General features: G+C 69.6%; 9 protein-coding genes. 2 read left to right on the top strand and 7 right to left on the bottom strand.

Translation table 11 applies throughout. The features are described 5' to 3' along the window. Both AC1D2K_RS25030 and AC1D2K_RS25025 read left to right on the top strand, forming a co-directional pair. The coding region (locus tag AC1D2K_RS25030) for an HlyD family type I secretion periplasmic adaptor subunit (protein ID WP_478091814.1) at positions 1-540 on the top strand (540 nt) is incomplete at its 5' end. A 243-nt stretch (positions 541-783) separates the two neighbouring features. Then, positions 784-2160 carry a TolC family protein gene (locus tag AC1D2K_RS25025; protein WP_478091813.1) on the top strand — a complete coding sequence of 459 codons (1377 nt, stop codon included), beginning with the start codon at positions 784-786 and terminating at the stop codon, positions 2158-2160. 28 nt (positions 2161-2188) lie between these two features. Here AC1D2K_RS25025 and AC1D2K_RS25020 read toward each other — a convergent pair whose 3' ends face one another. The 7 genes from AC1D2K_RS25020 to AC1D2K_RS24990 all read right to left on the bottom strand — a co-directional run. Continuing rightward, positions 2189-2875: a VOC family protein gene (locus tag AC1D2K_RS25020; protein WP_478091811.1), complete on the bottom strand. Its 687-nt coding sequence runs from the start codon at positions 2873-2875 to the stop codon at positions 2189-2191. An 11-nt stretch (positions 2876-2886) separates the two neighbouring features. After that, on the bottom strand, positions 2887-3792 hold the full coding sequence (locus AC1D2K_RS25015; protein ID WP_478091809.1) for a PhzF family phenazine biosynthesis protein: 906 nt from the start codon (positions 3790-3792) through the stop codon (positions 2887-2889). A gap of 5 nt (positions 3793-3797) precedes the next feature. Then, positions 3798-4439, bottom strand: coding sequence for a glutathione S-transferase family protein (locus tag AC1D2K_RS25010; protein ID WP_478091808.1), 642 nt, complete (start codon positions 4437-4439; stop codon positions 3798-3800). Position 4440: 1 nt separating this feature from the next. After that, entirely contained in the window at positions 4441-5079 is a 639-nt protein-coding gene (locus tag AC1D2K_RS25005; protein ID WP_478091806.1) for a LysE family translocator, read from the bottom strand. Positions 5080-5107: 28 nt separating this feature from the next. Continuing rightward, a complete protein-coding gene (locus AC1D2K_RS25000; RefSeq protein WP_478091805.1) occupies positions 5108-6322 on the bottom strand; it encodes an aminotransferase-like domain-containing protein in 1215 nt (404 codons plus the stop codon). Between the two features lie 30 nt (positions 6323-6352). After that, positions 6353-7279, bottom strand: a complete 927-nt coding sequence (locus AC1D2K_RS24995; protein ID WP_478091804.1) for a DMT family transporter — start codon at positions 7277-7279, stop codon at positions 6353-6355. Continuing rightward, positions 7276-7770 (bottom strand): LysE family translocator (locus tag AC1D2K_RS24990; RefSeq protein WP_478091803.1); only part of this gene is annotated, 495 nt, incomplete at its 5' end. The genes AC1D2K_RS24990 and AC1D2K_RS24995, both read right to left, overlap by 4 nt.

Raw genomic sequence — 7770 nt, 5'->3', positions numbered from 1 at the left:
CGCCTGGAGGGCGAACTGGCCCAGGCCAGGGAAAACGTCGGCGCGCGCGAGGACATCGTGAAGCGCACGACCATCCGGGCGCCGCTCAAGGGCACGGTCAAGAACATCCGCGTGACGACGATCGGCGGCGTGATCCAGCAGGGCGCCGACATCATGGAGATCGTGCCGCTGGAGGATCAGTTGCTGGTCGAGGCCAAGATCAAGCCGTCGGACGTGGCTTTCGTTCGCCCGAACTTGCCGGCCGTCGTGAAGATCTCGGCCTACGACTTTGCCATCTACGGGGGGCTGAAAGGCGAGGTCGAGCACATCAGTCCCGATACCTTGAAGGACGACGAGAAGGCGCGCCAGGGCCGTGCCGACGCCAACTACTATCGCCTGCTGGTGCGCACGGACAAGGCGTCCCTGAGTGCCGGCGGCAAGGACTTCCCGATCATTCCGGGCATGACCGCGACGGTGGAAATTCGTACCGGCGAGAAGACGATCCTCAGCTACCTGCTCAAGCCGGTGCTGAAAGYGCGTGAAGCCTTCAGGGAGAGATAGAAAATGACGACATCCCTGCAGTCAGGCGTCCGTGCGCATCATCCGCCCGGCGCACGCCGTGGGCTCGCGCGCGCCATGATCCTGTTGCCCTTGTGCCTGAGCGCCGAAGCGATGGCGCAGGTCTCCTCGCCGACGGCGCCGCGAGCACTTGAATGGAGCAGCTTTGCCTATGAGGCGCCGGTGGTCGGTGCGCCGAAGATTCCTGCCACCGTCTCCAAGCCACCTGCGCCGGCATCGGCTCCGATGCCGGCGCAGGAGAAGCAGTGGAGGGAGACCGCAGCCGTCCCCATCGCCGGCGGCAGCCAACAGCGGGAGAAAGGCGCGGCGCCGGCCGGCGAGGAGTCCGCCAAGCTTGCACGCGCCACGGCCGCCGGCGAACTCGAGCGCCAAGGCGGCGGCGCTCGCGGCTTCCTCGAGTCGATGGTGGCGAAGGCGCTCGCCTTGAGCCCTGACGTCCGTGAGGCGAGCGCCAAGTGGCAGGCCGCCGAGTTCGACATCGCCGAAGTCAAGGGACAGCGCTGGCCGCAGTTGCAGGTGGGCGTGGCGTCTCCCTCGGCGACTTTCGGCAGCGGCACGGACGACTCCGCCCGCAACGCGATCGGCAATGTCCAGCTCACGACGCCGGTGTATGACTGGGGCCGCCTGAGCCGCTCCATCGACAGCCGCACCGAGACATCGAAGGCGGTGCACGAGCAACTGTTGCAGGTGCGCCAGCAGGTCGCCTTCGACACCCTCAACGCTGTCATCGAGTTGCGGCGTGGCCGCCATGCGATGGCGCTCAGCAAGGCCTACGTGGATCGCATGACCGAGCTGGTCGAGATGCTCAGCGAGATCGTCAAGACCGACCGCGGTCGCGCCAGCGAACTGACTCAGGCCCGCGGGCGCCGCCTGCAGGCGATGGCCAGCCGCGACCTGGTGGCGGCCAAGCTGCGCGAGGTCGAGATCAGTCTGGTCAAGCTGGTCGGCGAGGAGGTGACGCTGCCGCCGGATCTGCAATGGGGCGGTGGTGTCGTGGACGTCCAGGAGGCCTTGTTGGCAGCGCCGGAGCATCCTGCCCTGCGTCAGGCACGGGCCGAGGCGAAGGCCGCCGACCTGTACGCTCAATCGGTGCGGGCTTCGAGGTTGCCGCAGCTGAACTGGGTGGTGTCGAAGACGACGCAGGAGGACAGCCTCGGCAAGAGCCAACCGTGGGCGACGGGACTCTCGATTCAGTGGAACGCCTTCCAGGGCGGATCGGCGAACGCTGCGGAGCGAGCGGCATTCGAGCGCGCCACCGCTGGCGAGGAAAAAGCCCTGGCAGCCACGCGCGACCTGGAATACCGCTTGCGCACGTCGGCCCAGCAACGCGATGCGGCGTTGAGCCGGGCGGTCGAATACACCGAGCTGATCAAGGACTCGGACCGCGTGCGGACCATTTTCTTCGAGCAGTGGTACCACCTCGGCAAGCGGACCTTGCTGGATGTGCTCATCGCCGAGAACGACCACTACAACAACCAGATCGCCCAGGTGACCAGCCGCTTCGACGGCGAGGCGGCCGACCTGCGCATCCGCGCGGATGCGGCGATTCTGCTGCCCTGGCTCTTTGGGACGGCCGATGGCGGGGTGCCCAAGTCGCGGTGAGTGCGAGCGACAGAACGCGCGCGCTCGCTCAGATCCCCCGGGATTCGAGCGTGACGGTACCGCGCGGCGAGTCGAGCACGGCGCGGATGTTCGGCGCGCCGGCGATCGGCGTCAGCCCAGCAAGGCCGATGGCGCCCAACGCGGCGTTGAGATCATCCGCCCGCGGATGCGTGAGGCCGAGCGAGCGCAGCGTGATGCCCGAGTCGGGCATGCTGTCGGTCGGGTGCACGGGCCCCCACTCGATCAGCGTGGGAAGCGTGCCATAGAACAGCCGCTGGCCGTCGTCGCGCACCGTGATCCGCCAGGACAGGCGTCCGGCCGGCGTGTCGCGCGAGGCCTCGAGCACCTGGCCGCGATCGATGCGCTGCCGACCCAGCGCCTGTACGGCGGCGCTGGCGTCGGCGACTTCGGCGACGAAATGCACGAGCCGCGGACCGTCCCGCGCGAGCGCGGCCTGCAGCACGGCATCATCGAGGTCGAACCAACGCCGCGTGGCGGCTGCGCGCCTGGGCGCGGCCCGGGGATCGATCGCGATGATCTCGAAGTAGGCGTGAGGAAAGGCCGCCGTCTCGACCTTCATCAGCCGGTTGTGTGTGCCCATCAGGGGATGCGCGCCGCCCGGCCCGGGCGTGACGCCGAAGCTCGCCTCGCACCAGCGCACGCCTTCGTCGAGACTGCGGGCCGCGATCACGAGGTGGTCGATGCGCGCACGCATGATGGATCGCCCTAGAGCGCCACGCTCCCGTCGATGCAGGTGACCGAATCGCCACCCACCCAGACCAGGCCGTCCGCATCGCGCGTGACATGGACGCGCCCTGCGCGCCCCAGGGTCTGGCCCTGCGCAGCGACGTAGTGTTGCGGCAGGTGGCCGTCGGCGATCAGCCACTGCGCCAGGCTGGCGTTGAAGCTGCCGGTGACCGGGTCCTCCTCGATTCCGACCGGGGCCGCGAAGGCGCGCACCTCGACGTCGGCGGGTGCTTCGTCGGAGCGCGCGAAGGCGCGCGCCTCGCGGTTCGAGCGTGCAATCAACTGGGGCGAATCGCCCGCGGTCGGGATGCCCGCGACACCCACCTTCTGGCCGAGCTCGCGCAGCGCGCGATGGTCGGGCTTGAGCGTGAGCACGGTGTCGGCGTCCTTCAGCAGCAGGCCCAGCCACACGGGGCCGTTGTCGAGCAACTGCGCCGCGACGATCTGCTGGGCCTTGAGACCGAGCGCCGCGGCGATCTTGGCCAGCAGTGTCGGGCTCGGCGCGCTGCGCCGCAGCGGCGGCGAGGAAAAGGCCAGCCGCTCGCCGTCGCGCCGGATCTGCACCAGGCCGACGCCGCACTGCTGGACGATGCGCCCGGCCGCCTTCGGCTTTCCGCCGGCCTGCAGCCAGGCATGGCAGCTTCCGAGCGTGGGGTGGCCGGCGAACGGCAGCTCGCCGCCGGGCGTGAAGATGCGCACGCGGTAGTCGGCCGTCGGCTCGGTGGGCGGCAGCAGGAAGGTGGTTTCCGACAGTTGCGTCCAGGCGGCGAAGCGCTGCATCGCGGCATCGTCGAGACCGGTGCCATCGAGCACGACCGCGAGGGCATTGCCGAAGTAGGGCGTCGACGTGAAGACATCGACTTGCTTGAAGGGGCGGGCTGTCATTGGTTTCATTCGAGAGCGAGGTCGAGCACCCCGCGCGCGCCTGCACGGCTGCGCAGGTCGGCGAACCAGCGCTCGACATGCGGCCAGGCGGGGCGCGTGTATTCCGTCAGCGGCAGGCCGAACCACCGGTGGGCCTCGCAGCCGAGCGGGATGTCGGCCATGGTGAAGGCGTCGCCAAGCATGAAGGCGCGGGTGGCGAGGTGGGCATCGAGCAGGGCGAACAGCGGCTCGGTGGCGTGCACCGAATAGGCGATCACCTCGGACTGGCGCTGCTCGGGCGGCGTGCGGACCCATTGCTTGAAGGCGCCGCCGCTCACCGGGTTCAGCGTCGTCTGCTGCCAGTCCATCCAGCGTTCGGCATCGAAGCGTTCGGCCAGTTTCTCGGGATAGAACTTGCCCATCGAATGCTTGGCGCAGAGGTAGCGCACGATGACGTTCGACTCCCAGAGCGTCACGCGCTCGTCGCCGTCGCCGTCGTCGATGGCCGGGACCATCGCATTCGGATTGAGCTGCAGGTAGTCGGGCGTCTGGACCACACCGAACCGGCCGCCGGCCTCGGTGCGCTGGAAGTCCAGGCCGAGTTCCTGGGCGCACCACACCACCTTGCGAACGTTGATGGAGCTGATGCGCCCCCAGATGTTGAGCATGTCAGAGTCCCTTCGAGGGGCGATCGATCAAGATAAGTCTTACGGCCAGGCCGAACATCACCGTCGCGAGCAGGCCGCGCTGAAAACCCGCGGCACCGCGCCGGCGCTGCAGCCAGCGGCCGATCTGGCCGCTGCATGCACCCAGCACGGTGTTGAAGACGAGGCCAGCCAGCGACAGCGTGATGCCGAGCAGCATCAACTGTAGCGGCACGCTGCCGCGCGAGGGAGCGACGAACTGGGGCAGGAACACCATGAAGAACAGCAGCGCCTTCGGATTCACCAGGTTGTTGAGCCAGGCCATGCGCACCACGCGGGTGAAATCCGCGGCGTCGGCGCGGGCCTGCAGGCGGGCGTCGCCGGAGCGCAGCGCCTGCCAGGCCAGCCACAGCAGATAGAGCGCGCCGGCGTAGCGCAGCAGATCGAAGGAGGGCGGCCATGCGGCCACCAGCGCCGTGATGCCGGTCGCGGCGCACAGCGTGTGCACGAGATCGGCCGCGGCGATGCCGAGGCCGGCGGCGAAGCCCGCGCGCGGCCCCAAGGCGACACCGTGCGACAGCACGAAGGCCATGTTCGGCCCGGGCGAAAGGAACAGGGCCAGCACGGCCAGCAGGAACAGCAGCAGCGTGTGGCCGTCGATCATGGGGGCGTCTGGTACCGGCGAACCTGGCTCAGAGAGGACTCGCGGCCAGCTGGCGCTGGACCTCGGCAGCGGCGTTGTGCGCCATCTGCTCGCGCACGACTTCGGCCAGCGCGGCGATCGCGGTGTCGATCTCGTCGACGCTGGCCGTCACGAAGGACAGCCGCAGCGTGCGCGGATCACCCGCGCCCGCATAGAACGGCGCGCCCGGCACGAAGGCCACGCCGCGCTCCACCGCCTTGGGCAGCAGCGCGACCGTGTCCACGCCTTCGGGCAGGCGGACCCACAGGAACATGCCGCCGGAAGGCTTGGCGAACTCGACCTTGAGCCCCTTCATCTCGCGCGTCAGCGCGGCCAGCATCGCTTCGCACTGGCGCTTGTAGAGCGCGCGGATGGTCGGCACGTGACGGGACAGGAAGCCGTCCCTCATGACCGCGTGCACCATGCGCTGGGTGAAGATCGGCGTGTGCAGGTCGACCGCCTGCTTGGCTTGCAGCAGCTTGGGGAAGACGGCCTTGGGGGCCACCATGAAGCCCAGCCGCAAGCCCGGTGCGAGCACCTTCGAGAACGAGCCGAGGTAGATGCAGCCCTCGGGGTTGCGCGCGGTGAGCGGCGGTGCCGGTGGCTCGTCGAACCACAGTTCGCCGTAGGGGTTGTCCTCGATGATCGGCAGGCCGGCCGCGGCCGCCGCGGCCGACACCGCGGCGCGGCGCTCCTCGGTCATGGTGCGGCCGGTCGGATTCTGGAAATTGGGCAGCAGGTAGATGAAGCGCGCATCGGCGGCCTTGGCGACCAGGTCGGCGACGATGACGCCTTCGCTGTCGCTGGCCACGCTGACCGGCTCGGGCTCCATCGGCGCGAAGGCCTGCAGCGCGCCGAGGTAGGTCGGCGTCTCGACCAGCACGCGGCTGCCCGGATCGAGCAGCACCTTGGCGACCAGGTCCAGACCCTGCTGCGAGCCGGTGGTGATCAGTACCTGGGCCGGGTCGACCGGCCAGGGCAGCATCGCCGCCACCGCTTCGCGCAGCGGGCCGTAGCCTTCGCTGGCGGCGTACTGCAGCGCGGCCGGGCCGTCGTTGCGCAGCACGTCGGCGCAGGCTTCGGCGAAGGCGCTGATCGGAAAGGTCTTGGGCGAGGGCAGGCCGCCGGCCAGGCTGATGATGCCGGGACGCTCGGTGACCTTGAGGATTTCACGAAGCACCGAAGGATTCATCTTTTCGGCGCGGGCGGCGAGTTTCCATTTCATGACGGGTTCCTTGAGGATCTGTGCGGGTGTCTATCGGGTGGCCGTCGCGACGACGACCGGGAGGCGCGGCTGGGAGAGTTTCTTGCCCAGGACCACGGTGGCAACCACGGCCGCCGCGAAGCCGAGCGTGACGATGTCGAGGGGCTCGCCGAGCAACGGTACCGCAGCCAGGATCGAAAGAAAAGGCTGCAGCAGCTGGGTCTGGCTCACGCGCAGCGCGCCGCCCATCGCGAGACCGCGATACCAGGCGAAGAACCCGATCCACATCGAGAACACGCCGACATAGACGAAGCCGACCCAGGCCGAGGCGGCGACCGGCTGCTGCGGCCAGAGCCACAACGTGCCCGGCAGCGTGACCGGCAGCGCCAGCACGCAGACCCAGCAGATCACCCGCTCGGCGCCGAGCGCCGGCGTGACCTGCGCGCCATAGATGTAGCCCAGCGAGGCCGCGAAGACGGCGCCCACCAGCAGCACGTCGGCCCATTCGAAACCGAAGCCGCCCCGGCTGTCGGCGCGCAGCAGCGAAAACGCGATGACCAGCAGGCTGCCGGCGACGGCGCAGAGCCAGAAGCCCAGGCGCGCCCGCTGGTGCAGCACCCAGGCCGCGCAGGCCGCGGTCACCAGGGGCAGCAGCGCGGTGATCACCGCGGCGTGGCTGGCGGTGACCACGCGCAGCGCGTAGGCCAGCAGCAAGGGGTAACCGACCGCGTTGCCGAGCACGGCCATGCCCAGCGGCCTCCAGTGCCGGCGCTGCGGCCTCGGCGAGCGCGTGGCGAGCAGGAAGGCCATCGACAGCACGCCGGCCAGCGCCGCCCGCCCGAGCGTGACGAACCAGGGCGACAGCTGCGGCGCGGCCTGCGTTCCGGTGGCCAGCCGGGTCATCGGCAGCGTGACCGCGAAGAAGGCGACGCCGAGCACGCCGAGCCACATGCCGAGGGTCTCGTCCTTGATCTTCATACGCCCACCATCCACCAGGCGGTGAGCGCCAGCACGGCCGCCATGGCGCGGTTGAACCACAGCAGGCGCCGGCCCTGGGCGAGCCAGTTGCGCAGCAGCGCGCCGGCCAGGGCATAGGCGAAGTTGCTCGCGAAGGCATAGACCAGCATCACGGGCGCGACGATTGCGAAACGCCGCAACGCATCGGGTTGGCCGGCGATCCAGCCCGCCACCAGCGTCAGCGCCAGCAGCCAGGCCTTGATGTTGAGGAACTGCAGCATCACGCCCTGCCGAAAGCCGACCCGCAGCTGCGCGCCGTCGGCCTGGCCGAGCGAGCCGCTGCCGCTGAGCTTCCAGGCCAGCCAGAGCAGGTAGGCGATGCCGAGCGCCTTGATGACCCCGCGCAGCGAGGGCGCCGCGACCACCAGCGCGCCGACGCCGGCCGCGCACAGCGCGAGCAGCAGGCTCCAGCCGACCGGCACGGCCCACACGAAGCGCATGGCGTGCGGCAG

The organism is Variovorax sp. P1_H12_2 (assembly GCF_056405335.1).
Note: the sequence above shows the minus strand (reverse complement) of the source record. Positions and strands in the feature narration are given on the sequence as shown.